This window comes from Streptomyces sp. NPDC127084 (assembly GCF_042724175.1).
Taxonomy (GTDB): Bacteria; Actinomycetota; Actinomycetes; order Streptomycetales; family Streptomycetaceae; genus Streptomyces.
Genome location: NZ_JBHXFA010000016.1, coordinates 1 through 20147 on the forward strand (window position 1 = coordinate 1; position 20147 = coordinate 20147).

General features: G+C 71.5%; 24 protein-coding genes. 18 read left to right on the plus strand and 6 right to left on the minus strand.

Annotated features, from left to right (window positions below; translation table 11 throughout):
* Positions 1-204: 204 nt before the first annotated feature.
* The 4 genes from ybaK to ACFWI9_RS06180 all read right to left on the minus strand — a co-directional run bounded on the left by ybaK (position 205) and on the right by ACFWI9_RS06180 (position 4431).
* Positions 205-702, minus strand: a complete 498-nt coding sequence (gene ybaK, locus ACFWI9_RS06165) for a Cys-tRNA(Pro) deacylase (RefSeq protein WP_387159329.1) — start codon at positions 700-702, stop codon at positions 205-207.
* A gap of 37 nt (positions 703-739) precedes the next feature.
* Positions 740-1480 (minus strand): LON peptidase substrate-binding domain-containing protein, encoded by a 741-nt coding sequence (locus ACFWI9_RS06170; RefSeq protein WP_387159330.1) that lies wholly within the window; start codon positions 1478-1480, stop codon positions 740-742.
* A 5-nt stretch (positions 1481-1485) separates the two neighbouring features.
* Positions 1486-2550, minus strand: coding sequence for a hypothetical protein (locus ACFWI9_RS06175; protein ID WP_387159331.1), 1065 nt, complete (start codon positions 2548-2550; stop codon positions 1486-1488).
* 240 nt (positions 2551-2790) lie between these two features.
* Positions 2791-4431, minus strand: coding sequence for an oxidoreductase (locus tag ACFWI9_RS06180; protein WP_387159332.1), 1641 nt, complete (start codon positions 4429-4431; stop codon positions 2791-2793).
* Between the two features lie 360 nt (positions 4432-4791).
* On the opposite strand from ACFWI9_RS06180, the gene hisD reads away from it, so the two are divergent.
* From hisD to hisF, 8 genes are read left to right on the plus strand one after another with little or no spacing between them, the layout of a single operon-like run.
* Entirely contained in the window at positions 4792-6126 is a 1335-nt protein-coding gene (gene hisD, locus ACFWI9_RS06185) for a histidinol dehydrogenase (RefSeq protein WP_387159333.1), read from the plus strand.
* 50 nt (positions 6127-6176) lie between these two features.
* Positions 6177-7283: a histidinol-phosphate transaminase gene (locus ACFWI9_RS06190; RefSeq protein ID WP_387159387.1), complete on the plus strand. Its 1107-nt coding sequence runs from the start codon at positions 6177-6179 to the stop codon at positions 7281-7283.
* Complete coding sequence (gene hisB, locus ACFWI9_RS06195; RefSeq protein ID WP_338676136.1) at positions 7280-7873, plus strand: imidazoleglycerol-phosphate dehydratase HisB; 594 nt, start codon at positions 7280-7282, stop codon at positions 7871-7873. Before ACFWI9_RS06190 ends, hisB begins: the two co-directional genes overlap by 4 nt.
* A 2-nt stretch (positions 7874-7875) precedes the next feature.
* Entirely contained in the window at positions 7876-8040 is a 165-nt protein-coding gene (locus ACFWI9_RS06200; RefSeq protein WP_387159334.1) for a hypothetical protein, read from the plus strand.
* Positions 8037-8687 carry an imidazole glycerol phosphate synthase subunit HisH gene (gene hisH / locus ACFWI9_RS06205; protein WP_387159335.1) on the plus strand — a complete coding sequence of 217 codons (651 nt, stop codon included), beginning with the start codon at positions 8037-8039 and terminating at the stop codon, positions 8685-8687. The genes ACFWI9_RS06200 and hisH overlap by 4 nt, the downstream gene beginning before the upstream one ends.
* A gap of 8 nt (positions 8688-8695) precedes the next feature.
* Complete coding sequence (priA, locus tag ACFWI9_RS06210; protein ID WP_387159388.1) at positions 8696-9424, plus strand: bifunctional 1-(5-phosphoribosyl)-5-((5-phosphoribosylamino)methylideneamino)imidazole-4-carboxamide isomerase/phosphoribosylanthranilate isomerase PriA; 729 nt, start codon at positions 8696-8698, stop codon at positions 9422-9424.
* Positions 9421-9843 (plus strand): RidA family protein, encoded by a 423-nt coding sequence (locus tag ACFWI9_RS06215; protein ID WP_387159336.1) that lies wholly within the window; start codon positions 9421-9423, stop codon positions 9841-9843. The genes priA and ACFWI9_RS06215 overlap by 4 nt, the downstream gene beginning before the upstream one ends.
* Positions 9840-10595 carry an imidazole glycerol phosphate synthase subunit HisF gene (gene hisF / locus ACFWI9_RS06220; protein WP_387159337.1) on the plus strand — a complete coding sequence of 252 codons (756 nt, stop codon included), beginning with the start codon at positions 9840-9842 and terminating at the stop codon, positions 10593-10595. The genes ACFWI9_RS06215 and hisF overlap by 4 nt, the downstream gene beginning before the upstream one ends.
* 138 nt (positions 10596-10733) lie before the next feature.
* Here the strand turns inward: hisF and ACFWI9_RS06225 are convergent, their stop codons facing one another.
* Positions 10734-10937 (minus strand): hypothetical protein, encoded by a 204-nt coding sequence (locus ACFWI9_RS06225; protein ID WP_387159338.1) that lies wholly within the window; start codon positions 10935-10937, stop codon positions 10734-10736.
* 49 nt (positions 10938-10986) lie between these two features.
* On the opposite strand from ACFWI9_RS06225, the gene ACFWI9_RS06230 reads away from it, so the two are divergent.
* Positions 10987-12213 (plus strand): serine hydrolase domain-containing protein, encoded by a 1227-nt coding sequence (locus ACFWI9_RS06230; RefSeq protein WP_387159339.1) that lies wholly within the window; start codon positions 10987-10989, stop codon positions 12211-12213.
* Between the two features lie 16 nt (positions 12214-12229).
* Here the strand turns inward: ACFWI9_RS06230 and ACFWI9_RS06235 are convergent, their stop codons facing one another.
* Positions 12230-12862: a TIGR03085 family metal-binding protein gene (locus ACFWI9_RS06235; RefSeq protein ID WP_387159340.1), complete on the minus strand. Its 633-nt coding sequence runs from the start codon at positions 12860-12862 to the stop codon at positions 12230-12232.
* An 84-nt stretch (positions 12863-12946) separates the two neighbouring features.
* On the opposite strand from ACFWI9_RS06235, the gene hisI reads away from it, so the two are divergent.
* The 9 genes from hisI (at position 12947) to trpA (ending at position 19994) form a co-directional block, all read left to right on the plus strand.
* On the plus strand, positions 12947-13348 hold the full coding sequence (gene hisI / locus ACFWI9_RS06240; protein WP_387159341.1) for a phosphoribosyl-AMP cyclohydrolase: 402 nt from the start codon (positions 12947-12949) through the stop codon (positions 13346-13348).
* A gap of 23 nt (positions 13349-13371) precedes the next feature.
* Positions 13372-14907 (plus strand): anthranilate synthase component I, encoded by a 1536-nt coding sequence (locus ACFWI9_RS06245; protein ID WP_387159342.1) that lies wholly within the window; start codon positions 13372-13374, stop codon positions 14905-14907.
* A 23-nt stretch (positions 14908-14930) separates the two neighbouring features.
* Positions 14931-15581 (plus strand): TIGR02234 family membrane protein, encoded by a 651-nt coding sequence (locus tag ACFWI9_RS06250; protein ID WP_387159343.1) that lies wholly within the window; start codon positions 14931-14933, stop codon positions 15579-15581.
* Between the two features lie 153 nt (positions 15582-15734).
* On the plus strand, positions 15735-16013 hold the full coding sequence (locus ACFWI9_RS06255; protein WP_387159344.1) for an HGxxPAAW family protein: 279 nt from the start codon (positions 15735-15737) through the stop codon (positions 16011-16013).
* A 72-nt stretch (positions 16014-16085) separates the two neighbouring features.
* Positions 16086-16574, plus strand: a complete 489-nt coding sequence (locus ACFWI9_RS06260) for a DUF2752 domain-containing protein (RefSeq protein ID WP_387159345.1) — start codon at positions 16086-16088, stop codon at positions 16572-16574.
* Positions 16575-16704: 130 nt separating this feature from the next.
* The gene (gene trpC, locus ACFWI9_RS06265) at positions 16705-17514 is read left to right on the plus strand and encodes an indole-3-glycerol phosphate synthase TrpC (RefSeq protein WP_387159346.1); all 810 of its coding nucleotides are present in this window, start codon (positions 16705-16707) and stop codon (positions 17512-17514) included.
* A gap of 11 nt (positions 17515-17525) precedes the next feature.
* Positions 17526-17741, plus strand: a complete 216-nt coding sequence (gene trpM, locus ACFWI9_RS06270) for a tryptophan biosynthesis modulator TrpM (protein ID WP_387159347.1) — start codon at positions 17526-17528, stop codon at positions 17739-17741.
* A 115-nt stretch (positions 17742-17856) separates the two neighbouring features.
* Positions 17857-19155 carry a tryptophan synthase subunit beta gene (gene trpB, locus ACFWI9_RS06275; RefSeq protein WP_387159348.1) on the plus strand — a complete coding sequence of 433 codons (1299 nt, stop codon included), beginning with the start codon at positions 17857-17859 and terminating at the stop codon, positions 19153-19155.
* The gene (gene trpA, locus ACFWI9_RS06280) at positions 19152-19994 is read left to right on the plus strand and encodes a tryptophan synthase subunit alpha (RefSeq protein ID WP_387159349.1); all 843 of its coding nucleotides are present in this window, start codon (positions 19152-19154) and stop codon (positions 19992-19994) included. Before trpB ends, trpA begins: the two co-directional genes overlap by 4 nt.
* The last annotated feature ends 153 nt before the right edge of the window (positions 19995-20147 follow it).

Sequence of the window (20147 nt, forward strand, 5' to 3'; positions counted from 1 at the left end):
GTCCCGGATACGAGCCCCGGAGCGGCCCCGGCGACGCGCTCTCGGCGACGGGCGACCCCGGTATCCCAGCCTGGCCGGCGATTGAGGCCGGACACACCGGCCCACCGCTACGGGGTTCGGAACACCGCGACGCCCGCGCCCCGTGCAACGGGGCACCACCGGGGTGCGGCAACCCCGAGAACCCAGCCCGCGTACCCGTAAGGGCTACGCGCGTCCGATCGGGGCGAGCACCGCACCTGTCAGGGCCGCCAGGTCTGACGGGGCGAGCTCGACCTCCAGGCCGCGGCGGCCCGCCGAGACGCAGATGGTGGCATGTCCCGACGCCGAGGCGTCGAGCACGGTACGCAGCCGCTTGCGCTGGCCGAGCGGGGAGATACCGCCCCTGACGTAGCCCGTGGTGCGCTCCGCCGCCGCCGGGTCGGCCATCGTGGCGCGCTTGCCACCGACTGCCGTGGCCAGGGCCTTCAGATCGAGCTGGCCCGCGACCGGGACCACCGCGACCGTCAGTTCGCCGTCCACATCGGCGACGAGGGTCTTGAAGACGCGGTCGGGGGCGACACCGAGTGCCTGCGCGGCCTCGTCCCCGTACGACGGCGAGGCCGGGTCGTGCTCGTACGCGTGCACGGTGAAGGGCGTACCCGCGGCCGTCAGGGCCACCGTGGCGGGGGTGCCGCCCTGCTGCTTCTTCGCCTTCTTGGCCAATGCTCCTCGTCCTTCTGGTCCTCGCCCTTCGCGTGCGTCAGTTGGGGCAGGTCGGCACGCGCGTCAGATCGACTGCCGGGACCGAGGGCAGATGCCGGATCACCGCGGTCTCCGAGCGCAGCAGCCCCAGCTCCTCGCGGAGCCGGGTGGCCGTGTCCGGCGCCTGGAGCAGCCGCTGCTTCGCCGGGGTGTCGAGCACGGCCGCCGCGGCGACCAGATACGAGACCACCGACGGCTCGTCCGGCAGCTCGGTCGCGGTGGACAGCGAGCGTTCCCGCGCGCCCGCCAGCCGCTTCTGATAGCTGCGGAACGCCCGCAGCACCCCCTCGGCGAGGGCGCCAGCCTCGTCGCCCTGCTCCTCGGCGATCTCCTCCAGTTCGGCGGTCAGAAACGGGCCCCCGGCGTCCACGGACAGCAGCCTGACCCTGGTCGTGCCGGTGGCCAGCACCTCGAAGCCGCCGTCCGGGCGCTCCCGGATCGTCGCGGCGTCCGCGATGCACCCCACCTCGTGGAAGGCCTGCATCGGATCAGAGCCGAAGCCCGCGGCCGGTCCCTTCTCGGGCAGCGCGGTCTGGTCCGGCAACCCGGGCGCACTCGGCGCCACCTCGCGGCCGTCGCGGATGGCGACCACCGCGAACCGGCGGGGCTCGGACTCATCGGTCTTCAGCAACTCGCGCATCAGGGCGCGATAGCGCTCCTCGAAGACGTTCAACGGCAGCACAAGGCCCGGGAAGAGCACGGCGTTGAGCGGGAAGAGGGGCAGGCGAGCGATGGTCACAGCGGTCAAGCGTAATGGCCACCGGACGGGCTCTGTCCTGGCCGTCTGCGGATCGGACGGATCCGCTGCGCGGGCGAGGGCCGCAGCGGCATCGTGGAGGCGACCTCGATGCGTGCGCCGTCACGGGTTTCGAGGAACCGCCCGAGCGGATCGTCGGTCAGGCCCGACCAGGGGAACGAGGTCGCGTACGGGCCGATCAGCCGGAACTGCTCAAGCGCGTCGGCCCAGCGCCCTCGCGTGATCAGCACATACGCCAGCAGATTGCGGACCTCCGCCGGCCAGGGGTCGCCGGGTCCGTAGGTGGCGGAGAGCGCGATGGCCCGGTCCGCCGCACCGTCGATCCGTTCCGCCTGGACGGAGTTGGTCACGGCCCCGGTCTGGAGCTGGGTGAAGGCGGCTCGCACCGGCAGTGCCTGGACCAGTGAGCCGGGCAGGGCGTCCTCGGCCGCGCGCTCGGCGAAGTCGAAGCACTCGCGGTGCGAGCCGTACCAGACCGCGGACAGGTACTGGAGGGCCGCGACATGGCAGCCGTAGTGGTGTGGGGAACGGCGCACCGCCTGCTCCCACAGCTCCTCGAACGCGGTGTGGGTGGCATGGGTGCCCCGCGCGTGGTCGAGGGCGAGCCGCCAGGGCACCGGATCGCGCGGTGCCGCCTCGGCCGCCGCGCCGATCAGTGGTCCGATCTCGCGGAGCTGTTCGGTACGGGCCGGCGACTCCCAAGCCCTGCGTACCGCCAGTTCGGCCTTCACCAGCAGGGCGTCCGGGTCGCGCGGGGTGGCGGCGAGCCACCGGGCCAGCCAGTCGCCCCGGTTGTAGGCGAAGGCCGCGAGCCGCGTCACATAGCGGTCGCGGTTCTCCCACTCCGCCGCGTCGCGCGTGGCGGCGAGCAGTACGGCCGCCGGGCGGTGGTCGCCGAGCGCGGCGACGACCAGCGCGGGCCCGAGCTGCCCGTCGGGGGCGTCGAGCAGCACCGCCTCGTCCGGAGGCAGCTCGTCGCCGAGGCGGGGGGTGTGCCGGACCATGCGGGCGGTACTGATCAGGGCGCGGAACAGAGACATGGTGCGGACCATTGAAAGACGCAGGTGAGGGGCGCGCCAGGGGGCATCTGTGAAGTTTTGGCGGTACTGGAAAGGTTGTCCTGCTGATGGTCAAGAGAGCGCAAAGGAGTGCGGTATTCCGGTGCCTGGTGCGGGGGTTGGGGAACCGCTCGCCCCCGGTTCCGCCTCAGCCAGTCACGCCCACGCCTTCGCTTCGGTCACGCCGGTCACGCCAAGCGTGTCCCCGGGTGCTGAGTGGCCGGGCGAGTCGCGTCAGCCGCGCCGCAGCAGCCTTGTGGCCCCCGCCGCCACTGTCGTCGCGAGCACCCAGCCGAGCAGTACGAGTGCCGCCGCGAGCCACTGCCAGCGGCTGTCGAGCCGCCAGTAGCCGTCCTGACCCAGATTGATCACCGGAAGCAGCAGATCGAGGGCGTAGAGCGAGGGATTCCACTCAGGATGCTCGCTCGGTTTGATGGGCGCGGGGTCGTGGCGCGAGAAGGCGAGGGCCCCCGCCGCCCACAGCACCGCCATCCACAGCGTCGCCCGCCCCGGTCGGTAGCCGTACGCCACCGCCCAGTCCTGGATGTAGCCCCAGAGCTTGGCGGCGAGCGGCAGCGTCTCCCGCCGCCGCCGCTGCTTGGCGAGCAGCACCTCGCGCGCGTCGGCGTCCTCGCCACTGCCGCGCAGCACCGTCGCCAGCCGCTCGTAGGGCTCGGGCGCGTACTCCGGGGTGGCCGCGGCCACCCATTCCAGTCTTCGGGTGAGCGGGAAGCGGCTGTACGGGACGAGGTTCTCGTAGACGAAGCCGCCCATCGCGAGACCACCAGGGCCCGGCCAGCTCGTCGACAAGTCGATCAGAGTGACGATCTTGGCGCCGTTCAGCACCACCCGCCCCTCCTCCGGGCGCTCCCCGGTGAAGCGCAGCTCGGGGGTGGTGATCCTGCGCAGGGACAGTTCCTCGCGCCGTGCGTCCGACAGCACGAAGCGGGCTTTGTAGAGATCGACGCCGTCACCGATCCGGCCGTCGTCCAGGCGCACCCCGCCATGGCACTCGAAGCGCTGCTCGCGCGAGCCGGGCGCGCGCCCGTCCGGCGCCGTGTTCGCGGGGTCCCCGGAGTTCGCTGGGGTGGCCTGCACGCCGAACGGCGGAGTCGCGCTCTGGTCGCCGGCCGTGGTCACCCAGGCTCTCGACATATAGAGGGTGCGCTCCACCGTCAGCTGCGGTGCGTTCAGCGCCCGCCGCCCCTCCGCCGCGCGCAGCCTGCTGCCGCGCAGACTCAGCGACCCGCCCACTTTCGCGCCACGCAGGCTGACCTCCCCGTAGGCCTCCATCAGTTCGGCTTGCAGGTCCTGCCCCACCGAGAGTCCGTCCGCGGTGATCGCACGGCCCCGTTGGTCCGGCCACATCTGGATCTGGTTGATCAGCAGATCCGTGCCGATCTGCGCGTCCGTGAGCCGTATCCCGCGCGCCACGCGGCAGCGCGGCAGATGGAGGTCGCCGGCGGTGTGCAGCCGGGCTGCCTCAAGCCGGGGTATGGCGCAGCCGGCCATCCTGAGCGTGGTGAAGTGTGCCTCGGGGAACTCCAGTTCCTGCTCGAAGCGGCAGCCGGTCAGCTCGACATACGGTCCTATCGTCCCGCCCGCGAGCTTGAGCCTTCCCGTGATGAACGCCCCGCGCAGCTTGAGCGCGCAGACCCGGCCAGGGCGCGGCGGCGGTCCGCTGAGCAGCAGGCGGGCGATCACATCGGCGCGCACCCGCCGCTCCGGGCCCCAGGCCGGGCCCGAGAAGGGATCGTTCAGCAGCGGATTCGCATCCCGCAGATCGCAGGTACCTCCGTCTTCGAACGAGGTCCACAGAGCCGACTCGGCTCCGGTGAGATCGTCGGGCATGTCCATGCCCTGCGGCTCGGTCAAGGCCGCCCCCTCGCTTTCCCGGTGGTTCCCCGGTATTCGTACAGCCGTTCTTCCCTCTGAGTAACGGACTGAACGCTAGTGGTCATGAACGACTGCTGTGACACGCGGTATGGCGAGAAGCGCTCGCTACGGGCCGACACGCCGTCGGCGGAGGGATCGGTAGATTGGCCGGAAAGTGTCTGGCCAGAGAACGTCCGCCCGGGGCCGAGCGGCTGGCGCTGTTCCGCGGCGGCCGAAGCGGGCGGCGGGACGGCGGCAGGTGATGGCGGGTGGGCGACGGGGGGGCGACGCGTGATCCCGTCCGTCCCAGGAAGTGATACGGACGGCCGCCCCTTGGAGCGCGTCTGCGAGAATTGACCCGTGATCTCTCGAATCGATCTGCGCGGCGACGCTCTCCCCGAGGGCGCCGCTCTGCGCCAGCTGCTGCCGCGTGCCGAGTTCGACGTGGAAGCCGCCCTGGAGAAGGTGCGGCCCATCTGCGAGGACGTGCATCATCGCGGCACCGCGGCGCTGATCGACTACGCGGAGAGGTTCGACGGGGTGCGGCTCGACCGGGTGCGAGTGCCCGCCGAGGCCGTCGCGCAAGCCCTGGAGCAGCTCGACCCCGAGGTCAGGGCGGCACTGGAGGAGTCGATCCGGCGCGCCAGGATCGTCCACCGCGAGCAGCGCAGGACCTCGCGCACCACCCAGGTGGTCCCGGGCGGCACGGTCACCGAGAAGTGGGTCCCGGTGGAGCGGGTCGGCCTGTACGCACCGGGCGGCCGGTCCGTCTACCCGTCGTCCGTGATCATGAACGCCGTCCCTGCCCAGGAAGCCGGTGTCGAGTCCATCGCGCTCGCCTCGCCCCCGCAGAAGGAGTTCGGCGGACTGCCGCACCCGACGATCCTCGCCGCCTGCGCCCTGCTGGGCGTGGACGAGGTGTACGCGGCAGGCGGCGCCCAGGCCGTCGCGATGTTCGCGTACGGGACCTCGGGACCCGACGGGTGCCCGCCCGCGAACATGGTGACCGGCCCGGGCAATGTCTGGGTCGCGGCCGCCAAGCGCTACTTCACCGGGCGGATCGGCATCGACACCGAGGCCGGCCCCACCGAGATCGCGGTCCTCGCCGACGCCACCGCCGACCCGGCGCATGTCGCCGCGGACCTGATCAGCCAGGCCGAGCACGACCCGCTGGCCGCCGCCGTCCTGGTCACCGACTCGCCCGAGCTCGCGGACGCGGTCGAACGCGAGCTGGAGCCGCAGATCGCGGCCACCAAGCACGTGGAGGACCGGATCGTCCCGGCACTGTCCGGCAAGCAGTCGGCGATCGTCCTCGTGGACGGCATCGAGGAAGGCCTGCGGGTGGTCGACGCGTACGGCGCCGAGCACCTGGAGATCCAGACCGCCGACGCGCCGGCCGTAGCCGACCGGGTCCGCAACGCCGGCGCGATCTTCGTCGGCCCCTGGGCACCGGTCTCCCTCGGCGACTACTGCGCGGGCTCCAACCACGTCCTGCCCACCGGCGGCTGCGCCTGCCATTCGTCCGGGCTCTCCGTCCAGTCCTTCCTGCGCGGGATCCACATCGTGGACTACACGCGCGAGGCACTGGCCGAGGTCACCCACCATGTGGTGACCCTCGCGGAGGCGGAGGACCTGCCCGCGCACGGCGCGGCCCTGAAGGCGAGGTTCGACTGGAAGGTACCCCCGAGCAAGTGAGCACCGAGCAAGCGAGCACGTCCCGTACCGACACGCCTGACATGGCTGACATGATCGGCATCGACGACCTGCCCATCAGGGACGAACTGCGCGGCAAGTCCCCCTACGGCGCGCCCCAGCTCGACGTCCCCGTACAGCTGAACACCAACGAGAACCCGTATCCGCTGCCCGAACCACTGGTCGAGCGGATCGCCGAGCGCGTACGGGAAGCGGCCCGCCACCTCAACCGCTACCCCGACCGGGACGCCATCGAGCTGCGCACCGAGCTGGCCCGGTACCTGACCCGCACCGGGAAGCACCCGGTCGCCCTGGAGAACATCTGGGCCGCCAACGGCTCCAACGAGGTCATCCAGCAACTGCTCCAGACCTTCGGCGGTCCCGGCCGTACCGCGATCGGCTTCGAGCCCTCGTACTCGATGCACGCGCTGATCGCCCGCGGCACCGGCACCGGCTGGATCTCCGGGCCCCGGGACGACGACTTCACCATCGACACGGCCGCCGCCGCGCGGGCCATCGCCGAGAACCGGCCGGACGTCGTCTTCATCACCTCGCCCAACAACCCGACCGGCACGGCCGTCGACGCGGACACGGTCCTCGCGCTCTACGAGGCCGCCCAGCGGACCAGGCCGTCGCTGGTCGTCGTGGACGAGGCGTACGTCGAATTCAGCCACCGCCCCTCGCTGCTGCCATTGATCGACGGCAGGCCGAATCTGGTCGTCTCGCGCACCATGTCCAAGGCGTTCGGGGCCGCCGGTCTGAGGCTCGGCTATCTCGCCGCGCACCGGGCGGTGGTCGACGCGCTCCAGCTCGTACGGCTGCCGTACCACCTCTCCGCTGTCACCCAGGCCACCGCGCTGGCCGCCCTGGAGCACACCGATACGCTGCTCAAGTACGTCGAGCAGCTCAAGGGCGAGCGGGACAGGCTGGTCGCCGAGCTGCGCGCGACCGGCTACGAGGTGACCGCGTCCGACGCCAACTTCGTCCAGTTCGGTCGCTTCGAGGACTCCCACACGGCGTGGCAGCGAATCCTCGACCGGGGCGTCCTGGTCCGGGACAACGGCGTACCGGGCTGGCTGCGGGTCACCGCGGGCACCCCCGAAGAGAACGACGCGTTCCTCGACGCGGTCCGTGAGTTGAAGAAGGAGCAGAGCGCATGAGCCGCGTAGGGCGCGTGGAGCGCACCACCAAGGAGACATCGGTCCTTGTCGAGATCAATCTCGACGGCACCGGACAGGTCGATGTGTCGACCGGGGTCGGCTTCTACGACCACATGCTCGACCAGCTCGGGCGGCACGGTCTGTTCGACCTGACCGTGAAGACCGACGGCGACCTGCACATCGACTCGCACCACACCATCGAGGACACCGCACTCGCCCTCGGCGCCGCCTTCAAGCAGGCGCTCGGCGACAAGGTCGGCATCTACCGCTTCGGCAACTGCACGGTGCCGCTGGACGAGTCGCTCGCCCAGGTCACCGTGGACCTCTCCGGCCGCCCGTACCTCGTGCACACCGAGCCGGAGAACATGGCGCCCATGATCGGGGCCTACGACACGACGATGACCCGGCACATACTGGAGTCGTTCGTCGCCCAGGCGCAGATCGCGCTGCACGTCCACGTGCCGTACGGCCGCAACGCCCACCACATCGTGGAGTGCCAGTTCAAGGCCCTGGCCAGGGCGCTTCGCTATGCGTCGGAGCGCGACCCGCGCGCCGCCGGAATCCTGCCTTCCACGAAGGGCGCGCTGTAACCGTGACCGGACTGTCCACCCTGCTGATCATCGTCGGACTCTTCCTGGTCGGCGGGATCATCTCGTTCGCCAAGCAGCAGATGCCCAAGGGCCTGATCGTGCTGCTCTCGATCGGCGCAGCGCTCTGCCTGGCCGCGGGTGTCATGCGCCTGGACGTGTGGTCATGAGCGGAGCAGACGGGCGCAAGAAGGTCGTGGTCTTCGACTACGGCTTCGGCAACGTCCGCTCCGCCGAGCGCGCGCTGGCCCGGGTCGGCGCCGAGGTCGAGATCACCCGGGATTTCGACGCGGCCATGAACGCCGACGGACTGCTCGTCCCCGGCGTCGGCGCCTTCGCCGCCTGTATGAAGGGACTCCAGCAGGCCCGCGGCCACTGGATCATCGACCGCAGGCTGTCCGGCGGCCGTCCCGTCATGGGCATCTGCGTCGGCATGCAGATCCTGTTCGAGCGCGGAATCGAGCACGGTGTGGAGACCGAGGGCCTCGACGAGTGGCCCGGTGTGGTGGCCCCGCTGAAGGCACCCGTCGTCCCCCACATGGGCTGGAACACCGTCAAGGCCCCCGACGACAGCGAGCTGTTCGCCGGACTCGACGCCGACGCCCGCTTCTATTTCGTGCACTCCTACGCCGTACACGAGTGGAGTCTGGAGATCACCAACCCGGCCATCCGCGCCCCCAAGGTCACCTGGGCCACCCACGGCGAGCCGTTCGTGGCGGCCGTCGAGAACGGCGCGCTGTGGGCCACCCAGTTCCACCCCGAGAAGTCCGGCGACGCCGGTGCCCAGCTGCTCACCAACTGGATCGAGACCCTCTGATCATGGCCATCGCCCAGAAGCTTGAACTCCTCCCCGCCGTGGACGTCCGCGACGGCCAGGCCGTCCGTCTGGTCCACGGGGAGTCCGGTACGGAGACCTCCTACGGGTCCCCGCTGGAAGCCGCGCTCACCTGGCAGCGGGCGGGAGCCGAGTGGCTGCACCTGGTCGACCTGGACGCCGCCTTCGGCACCGGCGACAACCGCGAGCTGATCGCCGAGGTCGCCGGGGCGATGGACCTCAAGGTGGAGCTGTCCGGCGGCATCCGCGACGACGCCACGCTCGCCGCGGCCCTCGCCACCGGCTGCACCAGGGTCAACCTCGGCACCGCGGCGCTGGAGACCCCCGAGTGGGTCGCCAAGGTCATCGCCGAGTACGGCGACAGGATCGCGGTCGGTCTCGACGTACGCGGCACCACCCTGCGCGGCCGTGGCTGGACCCGTGACGGCGGCGACCTGTACGAGACCCTGGCCCGGCTGGACGCCGAGGGCTGCGCGCGCTACGTCGTCACCGACATCGCCAAGGACGGCACCCTCCAGGGCCCCAACCTGGAACTGCTGCGCGATGTGTGCGCCGCTACCGACAAGCCCGTCGTCGCGTCCGGCGGGGTCTCCTCACTGGACGACCTGCGGGCGCTCGCCGGCCTTGTCCCGCTGGGCGTGGAAGGCGCGATCGTCGGCAAGGCGCTGTACGCCGAGGCGTTCACTCTCGAAGAGGCGCTCGCGGCGGTGTCCCGATGAGCGATTCCGTCCGCCGGATCGGCGGTGACGCCCCCTGGGAGCAGGCCTTCGGCTACTCCCGCGCGGTCGAGCTGCCGAACGGGCTGGTCCTGGTGTCCGGCTGCACCTCGGTGGTGGACGGCGCCGTCGTGGACGGCGGCCCGTACGACCAGGCGGTCACGTCCTTCAACACCGCCCTCGGCGCGCTCAAGGAGCTCGGCCTCGGAGTCGGGGACGTGGTGCGCACCCGGATGTACATCACCCACGCCCGGGACGTCGAAGAGGTGGGCCGCGCCCACAAGGAGCTCTTCGGCGAGGTCCGCCCAGCCACGTCGATGATCATCGTCTCCGGGTTCGTGGACCCCCGGCTGGTCGTGGAGGTCGAGGTCGAGGCGTTCCGTGGAGCGGCCGTCCGAGGAGCGGGAGGAGCGGTGTCATGACGCTCGCCATACGAGTCATCCCCTGCCTGGACGTGGACAACGGCCGGGTGGTCAAGGGCGTCAACTTCCAGAACCTCCGGGACGCGGGTGACCCGGTCGAGATGGCCAAGCTGTACGACGCCGAAGGCGCCGACGAGCTGACCTTCCTGGACATCACGGCGTCGTCCGGCGACCGCGAGACCACGTACGACGTGGTCCGCCGTACCGCCGAGCAGGTCTTCATCCCGCTCACGGTGGGCGGCGGCGTCCGCTCCGCCGACGATGTCGACCAGCTGCTGCGGGCCGGCGCCGACAAGGTCGGCGTCAACACGGCCGCGATCACCCGCCCCGAGCTGATCCGTGAGATCGCCGAACGCTTCGGCCGCCAGGTGCTCGTGCTGTCCGTGGACGCCCGCCGCACCCCCACGGGCTCGTTCGAGGTCACCACCCACGGCGGTCGCCGCGGCACCGGTATCGACGCCGTCGAATGGGCCCACCGGGCCGCCGAGCTGGGCGCGGGCGAGATCCTGCTCAACTCGATGGACGCCGACGGCACCAAGGACGGCTACGACACCGAGATGATCGCCGCCGTACGCGAGCATGTCACCGTCCCGGTCATCGCGTCGGGCGGCGCGGGCCGGCTGGCCGACTTCCCGCCGGCCATCGCGGCGGGCGCGGACGCGGTACTGGCGGCCTCGGTGTTCCACTTCGGGGACCTGCGGATCTCGCAGGTCAAGGACACCCTGCGGGAGGCGGGCCACCCGGTCCGCTGACCACCTTCCGCTTACCACCCTCCGGGCAAGCCGCCCGGAGGGTTGACCCATGCGCCTCACACAGAGCCCTCCCGCTAACCCGCCACCCGGCGGATGCCCGCGACTGCGAGGTCGGAGCGGGGAAACCCCGTCGGTTCGTCAGAGCGAGACGAATTCGGAGAGACTCGAGCCCAGCAGGCTCCGGAGTTTCGTCAGGGCGCGCGTCGATCGGGTGCGCACGGCCGCCGGGCTGGCGTCCATCGCTTCCGCGGTCTCCTCGATCCTGCGGCCGACGCCGATCCGGCGGCGGCGCGAAGGCGCCCGGTCCGGGCGGTGGTGGTACTGCGTTACTGGGAGGACCACGACGCCGAAAGCACCGCCACCCGGATTGTTCTGGCGGATAATGTCGGTTATGGGACGCGTGCGGTCGACCACTGCCTTCTGCGTCGCGACACTCCTTGCCGCGAGCCTCCACGGCGCCGTCGCCCGTGCCGCCCCCGGCCACGCACCTGCTCCGGTGGGGGAGGGACGTACCTGCACCGCCTCCCCTCAGAGCGCGTCCGGGCAGGCCCGCGAGATCCTCGGAATCGCCGAGCGGACCATGGAGGAGCTGGACGACAACGCCGTCCTGCTGAGTGTCACCAAGGACGGCGAGGAGATCGTCACCGCTGGGCTCGGCCAGTCGATGACCGGTGTACCGGCGACTCCCGCGATGCACTTCCGAGCCGGCTCGGTCGCCATCGTGTACATGGGCATCACCCTGCTGCAACTGGTGGAAGAGAAGAAGGCGGGGCTCGACGACCCGGTGTCCCGCTGGCTGCCGGACGCCCCGCATGCCGACGAGATCACGCTGCGCATGCTGGGTGACTCCACATCCGGCCTCCATGACTACGTCACCGATCCGGAGTTCGTCGCCGCGCTGGAGGCGGCACCGTTCCGCCACTGGACCCCCGAGCAGCTGCTGGCCTACCCGGAAGCCCATCCGCTCTGGTACAAGCCCGGAACCGACTGGAACTACTCGCACGCCAACTTCGTGCTTCTCGGTGCCGCCCTGGAGAAGATCAGTGGTCTGCCCCTGGACGAGCTGCTGCGGCAGCGCGTCATGGGTCCACTGGGGCTCGCCGACACCCGCAACAGTTTCACCCCCGAGATCCAGCCGCCGGTACTGCACGCCTTCACCGAGGAGCGCGGGCCCTACGAGGAGTCCACCTTCTGGAACCCTTCCTGGACCACGGCTCCTGGCGCCGTGCTGACCACCGGCATCTGCGATCTGGTCCGCTCGGCGGAGGCGGTCGGCACAGGCGAACTGCTGTCGCCCGCGGCGTTCCGGACCCAGCTCGATCCGGGCACCGCCGGACTCGGCGGCGGCACGAAGGACTGCCCCGCCTCGGTGTGCATGAAGAACACCGAGGCCAAGCACTTCGGGCTCGGGGTGCTGGTGCTGAACGGCTGGATACTGACGAACCCCTCGTTCTCCGGATACGCCGCCGTCCAGGCCTACCTCCCCGCCGAGCGGCTGGCCATCGCCGTCGCGACCACCCACGGCGCGAAGGCTCCGGCCGAGAACACGGCGCAGACGCTGATGAACCGGATCGCGAAGGCCCTCGCACCCGGGCACGCGGCACCCGGCACGGCCTAGCCCGGGCGGGGGCAGGTCAGGCCATGCCCAGCTGGGCCCGCCCCACGCGGTCGACGGCGTCCTTGTCGCCCTCGGTCTCCACATGCGCGGCATCCTGCCGCCCGAACACGTACAGGGTCAGCTCGCCCGGCTCCCCGGTCACCGTCACCACCGGAGCTCCGCGGTGCGCGACGGCCGTCTGACCGTTCGGACGGCGCAGCACCAGGCCCACCGGTGCCTTGCGACCCAGCAGTCGCGCGCCCTTCTCCAGACGCGACCAGAGGACATCGGCGAACACCGGGTCGAGCTCGCGCGGGGTCCAGTCGGGCTGGGCCCGGCGTACGTCCTCGGCATGGACATAGAACTCGACGGTGTTCGAGGCCTCGTCCACCGGCTTGAGGGAGAACGGCGACATCCTCGGCGGACCCGTACGGATCAGCCGGATCAGCTCGTCGTACGGCTTGGCCGCGTACTCCGCCTGCACCCGCTCCAGCCTGGCCTTCAGCGGGCCCAGCACGATTCCGGCCGCCTCGGGGCGGCGTTCGCGCACCACCACGTGCGCAGCCAGTTCACGGGCCGTCCAGCCCTCGCACAGGGTCGGTGCACCGGGGCCCGCCGCCTCCAACAGATCCGCGAGCAGCAGCCGTTCACGCTTGGCATGGGTAGACATGCTGGTCAGCCTACGACCGGGTCGCTACGTCCGCCCAGTGGACGCACGGCCGCACGCCACCCTGATCGCGGCACAATGAACCACATGACAGGCACGACAGGCATGACCGGTCCGACAGGCACGCCCAGGACACCCAGCGCGCTGGCCCCCGCCATCGCCGCCCGCCTCAAGCGCGGCGCCGACGGGCTGCTGCCGGCCATCGCCCAGCAGTACGACACCGGCGAGGTGCTCATGCTCGGCTGGATGGACGACGAGGCGCTGCACCGCACCCTGACCACCGGACGCGCCACCTACTGGTCGCGCAGCCGCCGGGAGTACTGGGTCAAGGGCGACACCTCGGGCCATGTCCAGCACGTCAGGTCGGTCGCGCTCGACTGCGACGCCGACACCGTCCTGGTCCGGGTCGACCAGACCGGAGCCGCCTGCCACACCGGTGACCGGACCTGCTTCGACGCCGATGATCTGCCGCTCGGCGACGGCCGGTAGCGGCACCAGTAGGGTCATACGCCATGGACCTCGAGACCTTCCGCAAGCTGGCGGCCGACCGCCGTGTCATCCCCGTCAGCCGCCGCCTCCTCGCGGACGGCGACACCCCGGTCGGCCTGTACCGCAAGCTCACGGCCGAGCGCCCCGGCACCTTCCTGCTGGAGTCCGCTGAGAACAGCAAGTCGTGGTCCCGGTACTCCTTCATCGGCGTACGGTCGGACGCCGCCCTCACCGTCCGCGACGGCCAGGCGCACTGGATCGGCAACCCACCGGTCGGCGTACCCATGGGCGGCGACCCGCTGAAGGCGCTGCGCGCCACCGTCGAGGCCCTGCACACCCCCCGTCTGGGAGTACCTTCCACGCCGCAGGGCGTAGCGGGACTGAGCGACGGGATGCCGCCGTTCACCGGCGGCATGGTCGGCTACCTCGGCTACGACATCGTCCGCCGCCTGGAGAAGATCGGCGATCACAGCCGCGACGACCTGCGGCTGCCCGAGCTGACCATGCTGCTCACCTCGGACCTCGCCGTACTCGACCACTGGGACGGCTCCGTGCTGCTGATCGCGAACGCGATCAATCACAACGACCTCGACACGGGCGTGGACGAGGCATACGCCGACGCCGTCGCCCGGCTCGACGCCATGGAGGCCGACCTCGCCCGGCCCGTGGACTCCCGGCCGACCGCCCTGCCGCCGTCCGATCTGCCCCCGTACACCGCGCCCATGTGGAGCGGCGAGCGGTTCCAGGAGGCGGTGGAGGACGTCAAGGAGCGTATCCGCGCGGGGGAGGCCTTCCAGGTCGTGCCCTCGCAGCGGTTCGAGACCCCGTGCACGGCCAGTGCCCTCGACGTCTACCGGGTGCTGCGGGCCACCAACCCCAGCCCGTACATGTACCTGATCCGCTTCCCACACGACGAGGCCCCCTTCGACGTGGTCGGCTCAAGCCCGGAGGCGCTGGTCAAGGTGGAGGACGGGCACGCCATGGTGCACCCCATCGCCGGCACCCGGCCGCGTGGAGCCACCCCGCAAGAGGACCACGACCTCGCGGACGAGCTGCTCGCCGACCCGAAGGAGCGCGCCGAGCATCTGATGCTGGTCGACCTGGGGCGCAACGACCTCGGCCGGGTCTGCGAGCCGGGCTCGGTGGAAGTGGTCGACTTCATGTCCATCGAACGGTACTCGCACGTCATGCACATCGTGTCGACCGTCACCGGCAAGGTCGCCGAAGGCCGCACCGCCTTCGACGTGCTGACCGCCTGCTTCCCGGCGGGCACGCTCTCCGGCGCCCCGAAGCCCCGGGCGATGCAGATCATCGAGGAGCTGGAGCCCTCCCGGCGCGGACTGTACGGCGGTTGTGTCGGGTATCTCGACTTCGCGGGCGACTCCGACACCGCCATCGCCATCCGCACCGCGCTGCTGCGCGACGGCACCGCGTACGTGCAGGCCGGAGCCGGGATCGTGGCCGACTCGGATCCGGTGGCCGAGGACGCCGAGTGCCGGAACAAGGCCGCCGCGGTGCTGCGGGCCGTGCACACCGCCAACCGGCTGCACGGCGGCTGAACGCATAAGGGATAGTGGGGTGCGTGAGTGCCACACCCGTAGCCCAGTCCCGTACCGAGAGCGCACGGAGTTCGCCGGCGGCGAGCAGCAGCAGACGCAGCCTCGCCGCCGCCCTGCTGCTCGGCGCCGTCGGCGCGGCCGTGGTGCTGCTCGCATCGGGCCAGACCTGGGCACAGGGCGCGGCCGACGCCGTCGGCGGGACCATCCCGCTGAAGGCGGACGGCCGCGATGTCACCGGAGTGCCCGCCGCCCTCGCCGTCGTCGGCCTGGCCGCACTGGTCGCCGTGTTCGCCGTGCGCCGCGCCGGCCGGCTGCTGGTCTCCGCGCTGCTGGCGCTCAGCGGTGCGGGCGCGGCGCTCGCCGCGTTCCTCGGCGCCGACGGCAGCGGAACCCTGGACGAGCAGGCCCGCCGTACCACCGGCACATCCGACGCCGCCGCCGAAGCCCTCACCCACACCGTCTGGCCGTATGTCACGGCCGGCGGCGGACTGCTGATCCTGATCGCCGGGCTGCTGGCGCTGCGGTACGGCACCTCCTGGCCCGCGATGTCCGGGCGCTACGAGCGCGAGGGCGCCGCCCCGCGCAAGGCCCGCCAGGGCGCCGCCGACCCGGACCGGCCCGAGGAGCTGTGGAAGGCCCTGGACCGCGGCGAGGACCCCACCGGCGATCAGTGACGACCCCCACGTCCTGACACCCGTCCACGTACGGGAGAATGGGGTGCGAGCAGGTCTCCCGCGCCCCGGGCGCGGGAGACGCCCACCCGACGGCGACGGCCTGACCTCACGGCCTCACCTCACCCACAGAGCAACACCTACGAGGAGCATTTCATGGCGGGCAGCAGCCACGGACACGGTCACACCCCGGCCGCCTGGACCGGCGTCATCATCAGCTTCATCGGCTTCTGCGTCGCGGGAGTCTTCATGGTGGCGGACAACCCCCTCGGTTTCTGGGCCGGCTTCGGCGTGATCCTTCTGGGCGCCGTCGTGGGCGGAGCGATGAAGGCGGCCGGTCTCGGCTCCAAGGACCAGCCGCTCCGGGTTCAGGGCGGCGTCGAGGCTGCCAAGACCGCGAAGCCCGCTCCGGCCGAGGCCACCGCGGCCGCCTGACGCGCCGCCTTCGAGACGCAGTCCGGCGGGCCCGGGCTGCGTCTCTTCCTGTGCCGGGGGGACAATCACCAGGTGGATGCCTTCAACGCCGCCTCTGCCGCCTCCGGAGCCTCGGCCGCCCCGGGAGCGGGTCGGCCCCCCGCGCCCCAGCCCGCCCGTGAGCCGTCCCTCCTGCGACGGCTCGCGCCGCCGCTGGGCGGCTTCGCCGTCGTCGCCGCGGCCTTCGCGTACGTCGGCAGCGTGGACCCCAATCAGCCGGGTCACTACCCGGTCTGCCCGCTGCTGCGACTCACCGGGATCTACTGCCCCGGTTGCGGCGGCCTGCGCAGCGCCCATGCCTTCATCCACGGCGATCTCGGCGCTGCCCTGAGCACCAACGCCCTCGCCACCATCGGCTACGGGATCTTCGCCGTGGTGTGGACCGTCTGGGTCCTCCGCGTGATCCGTGGGCGCCCGTTCCGGCTTCACCTGCCCGCCACGTGGGCGTGGGCCCTCGGAGGGGTGCTACTCGCCTTCACCGTGGTCAGGAACCTGCCGTTCGGGTCGGTGCTCGCGCCATGACACTCAGCGGGCTGATGTTCCACGGAGTGGGATGGCCGTCAACCGGATGCGAGGCCATCGCCCTCCTGCGGATACCATCGACATAGCTGACCGTGATCCACCAACAACCACCCGGAAGGGGGCCGCTCGCGTGAGTGTGCTCGACGAGATCATCGAAGGCGTACGCGCCGACCTCGCAGAGCGGCAGGCGCGGGTCAGCCTCGACGAGCTCAAGGAGCGTGCCGCCAAGGCGCCCCAGGCCAAGGACGGCGTCGCCGCGCTGCGCGGCGACGGTGTCAAGGTCATCTGCGAGGTGAAGCGCTCCAGCCCCTCCAAGGGCGCGCTCGCCGCCATCGCCGACCCGGCAGCCCTCGCCGCCGACTACGAAGCGGGCGGCGCCGCCGTCATCTCCGTCCTCACCGAACAGCGCCGCTTCGGCGGTTCGCTCGCGGATCTGGAGGCCGTGCGGGCCCGGGTGGACATCCCGGTGCTGCGCAAGGACTTCATCGTCACCTCGTACCAGCTGTGGGAGGCCCGCGCGTACGGCGCCGACCTGGTGCTGCTGATCGTCGCCGCGCTCGACCAGGAGGCCCTGGTCTCACTGATCGAGCGTGCCGAGTCGATCGGTCTCACCCCGCTGGTCGAGGTCCACGACGAGGACGAGGTCGAGCGGGCCGTGGACGCCGGCGCCAAGATCATCGGCGTCAACGCACGCAACCTCAAGACCCTCGAAGTCGACCGCGCCACCTTCGAGCGGGTCGCCCCCGAGATCCCCGCGAGTATCGTCAAGATCGCCGAGTCGGGTATCCGCGGCCCGCACGACCTGATCGCCTACGCCAACGAGGGCGCGGACGCGGTCCTGGTCGGCGAGTCCCTGGTGACCGGGCGCGACCCCAAGGGTGCCGTGGCCGATCTGGTCGCGGCCGGTGCCCACCCGGCGCTGCGGCACGGGAGAGGCTGACCGCACCCGCCATGACCGCCGTCGTCCGCCGCACAGCCGCCCGCCGCCCGGGGCTTCGCCTCCGGGCCGGTGCGGTTGTGCTGACCCGCCTGCCGCACGCGCCCCTGGCGCGCGGCTGCCGCCCGCGCGGCTGCCGGGCACCGGCGCGACGGGTGCACGGGCGGCGGGTCCGCTATGTGATCGGGGATGAGCCCGGTCAGGTCAACGGCATGCGATGGCGTCGCTGAGCGACGCGTACGTACACGTGCACTGAGGGCGCTCGCGCTCAGCGCGCCGTGACGTTCCGCGACGTCATCACCCCACACACTTCTTCTCGGCTTTCAGCTCACAAGGAGTTCTGGCATGCCCAGCGACTACTTCATTCCCGACCCCGTGGGCCTGGTGCCCGACACCCGGGGCTATTTCGGCCACTTCGGCGGCAAGTTCATCCCGGAGGCGCTGGTCGCCGCCGTGGACGAGGTGGCCGTCGAGTACGACAAGGCCAAGGCGGACCCCGCCTTCGCGGCCGAGCTCGACGATCTGCTCGTCAACTACACGGGACGGCCCAGCGCCCTCACCGAGGTTCCCGGGTTCGCCGGTCACGCGGGCGGCGCGCGGGTCTTCCTGAAGCGCGAGGACCTCAACCACACCGGGTCCCACAAGATCAACAACGTTCTCGGCCAGGCCCTGCTCACCAAGCGCATGGGCAAGACCCGGGTCATCGCCGAGACCGGCGCCGGGCAGCACGGCGTCGCCACGGCCACCGCCTGCGCCCTCTTCGGTCTGGACTGCACCATCTACATGGGCGAGATCGACACCCAGCGCCAGGCGCTGAACGTGGCCCGGATGCGGATGCTCGGTGCCGAGGTCATCCCCGTGAAGTCCGGCAGCCGCACCCTCAAGGACGCCATCAACGAGGCGTTCCGCGACTGGGTCGCCAACGTCGACCACACCCACTACCTCTTCGGCACGGTCGCCGGACCGCACCCCTTCCCGGCGATGGTCCGCGACTTCCACCGGGTCATCGGCGTCGAGGCCCGCCGCCAGATCCTGGAGCGCGCTGGGCGCCTCCCGGACGCGGTCGTGGCCTGCGTCGGCGGCGGCTCCAACGCCATCGGCCTGTTCCATGCCTTCATCCCCGACAGCGGGGTCCGGCTGGTCGGCTGCGAGCCCGGCGGCCACGGACTGGAGACCGGGGAGCACGCGGCCACGCTGACCGCGGGTGAGCCGGGCATCCTGCACGGCTCGCGTTCGTACGTCCTCCAGGACGACGAGGGCCAGATCACCGAGCCGTACTCGATCTCGGCCGGGCTCGACTACCCGGGCATCGGCCCCGAGCACTCGTACCTCAAGGACAGCGGGCGCGGCGAGTACCGGGCCGTGACCGACGACGCCGCCATGCAGGCGCTGCGGCTGCTGTCCCGCACGGAAGGCATCATCCCGGCGATCGAGTCGGCGCACGCCCTGGCCGGGGCGCTCGACCTCGGCCGGGAGCTCGGCAAGGACGGGCTGATCGTGGTCAACCTGTCCGGCCGCGGCGACAAGGACATGGACACGGCCGCCCGCTACTTCGGGTTGTACGACAGCGAGGCGACGGCGGGTGCCGTCGTGGAGGCCGACGCGGCGGGCGAGGTCGCCGAGATCGAGGGGGACGCCAAATGAGCGGGACCGCATCCACCGGCGGAAACATCCGGCTGCTGAGCGACACCCTGGCGCGGGCCAAAGCCGAGAACCGGGCCGCGCTGGTCGCCTACCTCCCGGCCGGATTCCCGACCGTCGACCGCGGTATCGAGGCGATCAAGGCGATCTTCGACGGCGGCGCCGACGTGGTCGAGGTCGGTCTGCCGCACAGTGACCCGGTGCTGGACGGACCGGTGATCCAGACCGCCGACGACATTGCCCTGCGCGGCGGCGTGAAGATCGCGGACGTGATGCGGACCGTGCGCGAGGCGCACCAGGCCACCGGGAAGCCGGTGCTGGTGATGACGTACTGGAACCCGATCGACCGCTACGGCATCGAGCGCTTCACCACCGAGCTCGCGGAGGCGGGCGGCGCGGGCTGCATCCTGCCGGACCTGCCGGTCGAGGAGTCCGAGGTGTGGCGTGAGCACGCCGAGAAGCACGGGCTCGCCACGGTCTTCGTCGTCGCGCCGAGCAGCAAGGACGAGCGGCTCGCCACCATCACCGACGCCGGTACGGGTTTCGTCTACGCCGCGTCACTGATGGGGGTCACCGGCACCCGTGAGTCCGTCGGCGCCCAGGCCGAAGACCTGGTGCGGCGTGCCCGCGCCACCCCGGCCGGCCGCGACGGCCTCCCGGTCTGCGTCGGACTCGGCGTATCCAACGCCGCGCAGGCGGCGCAGGTCGCCGGCTTCGCCGATGGCGTCATCGTCGGCTCCGCGTTCGTGAAGCGGCTGCTGGACGCGGAGGACCACGAGGCCGGGCTCGCGGCGGTACGGGAGCTGGCGGGCGACCTGGCGCGGGGAGTACGCCGACGCTGAGCAGGCACGCACCCGTGGGGCAAGCCGCCGCTCGTCCATACGGGTGGACCTCCGAGCGGGGGGGGGGCGGATAGCCGCCACCCCGGCGTGGGGGGGGGGGGGGGGGAGATAACCCGGGTGGTGTTGGAGCGTGGGGGGGGGCCCCGCCCGCGG